Genomic DNA, 1,431 nt, shown 5'->3' with positions numbered 1-1,431 from the left:
GGGGGGGGGGGGGCAACATTTCCTATGACAGAGCAAAATAAAGCTAAAAAACAAGCGGCTAGAGCAATTACCCTTCCCCATTGTCCGTGCGGGGTGCTATCGGTCGTGTCAGCAGGAATTTATTGCAGGCTTTTCTCATGACACACTATTCGGATCCGCAACGCCTCCAGACCCTGATCGACGGACTGGATCAGTTCAACGCCACTCCCGGTAAAGGCACCACTCGTCTGACCTATAGTCCGGAATTCCGGCAGGCTGCAGATTATCTGCGCGACCGGATGGAGGAAGCGGGTCTTACCGTGCGCGAAGATGCCGTTGGTAATATTATCGGCCGTCTTGAAGGGAGCAATCCGGAGCTTGCACCGGTTATGGTCGGCTCCCATTTTGACTCCGTGCCAAATGGCGGAAAATTTGACGGGCAAGCAGGTGTCATTGCCGGCATAGAAATTGCCTTCCAGCTGAAAAGCCGCGGGCTGGCACCCGTCCGTCCTGTTGAATTTATCGCCATGATTGAAGAAGAAGGCACCCGTTTCGGTGGTGGCTTGCTGGCCTCGCGCATCATGACCGGCAAGGTGGACATGCAGCAGCTTGTCACTTTTACTGATGATGACGGCATATCCGTTGCGGAGGCAATGCAGGCCTATGGACTTGATCCCGCATCGGCACATCAGGCAATCCGTCAGCCCCATTCAATCCATGCGTTTCTCGAGCTGCATATTGAACAGGGTCCCGTATTGGAGAGCCATGGCGAGGACGTGGCTGTTGTTGACGCTATTGTCGGTCTCGGCCAGTTGAAAGTCGCATTTCGTGGACAAGCAGGCCATGCCGGTACAACCCCGATGAATGCGCGTCGCGATGCGCTCACCGGCGCTGTCACCGCCCTTGCGCAATTGCCTGATCTGGCACTTGCTATCGGGCAGGACGCGGTCCTGACTGTCGGCAAGCTGGATGTTTATCCGGGCGGTGCCAATGTCATCCCCGATCTGGTTGTTTTTACCGCCGATATTCGCGCACCAAAGGAAGAGGTTGTCCGCACATTGATGGATCAGACCCGTGCTGTAATTGAGCGGGCAGGCGGCAACGGATTGTCCGTCGAGGTCGAAGAACAGCTCTTTGTCGCACCGGTGCCTTTATCCTGCGAACTGCATAAATGCCTGTCGCATCATGCTGATGCGCTTGGCCTGAAAAGCCGGATAATGGTAAGCGGTGCCGGGCATGATGCCATGATTATGGCTGATTTTGCACCGACCGGTCTTGTCTTCGTTCCGAGCCGTAACGGTATTTCTCATGCTCCTGAAGAATGGACGGATTATGACCAGCTGGCTAAAGGCGTTGACGTGCTTTTTCTTACAATTTGCGATCTCGCTGAGGTGAAACTCACAGATTAAAACCGCTGCTTTTTCGTATTTCTATATCTAACCTTAATGGCGA

At 54.2% G+C, this 1,431-nt stretch carries 1 protein-coding gene; it reads left to right on the top strand.

All coding sequences use genetic code 11. The features are described 5' to 3' along the window. Window positions 1-137: 137 nt before the first annotated feature. Window positions 138-1,388, top strand: coding sequence for a Zn-dependent hydrolase (locus A918_RS0116060; RefSeq protein ID WP_022712041.1), 1,251 nt, complete (start codon window positions 138-140; stop codon window positions 1,386-1,388). Window positions 1,389-1,431: the final 43 nt, after the last annotated feature.

It is taken from the genome of Pseudochrobactrum sp. AO18b, from assembly GCF_000409565.1.
GTDB classification, from domain to species: domain Bacteria; phylum Pseudomonadota; class Alphaproteobacteria; order Rhizobiales; family Rhizobiaceae; genus Pseudochrobactrum; species Pseudochrobactrum saccharolyticum.
This window is presented reverse-complemented; position numbering and strand designations above follow the sequence as displayed.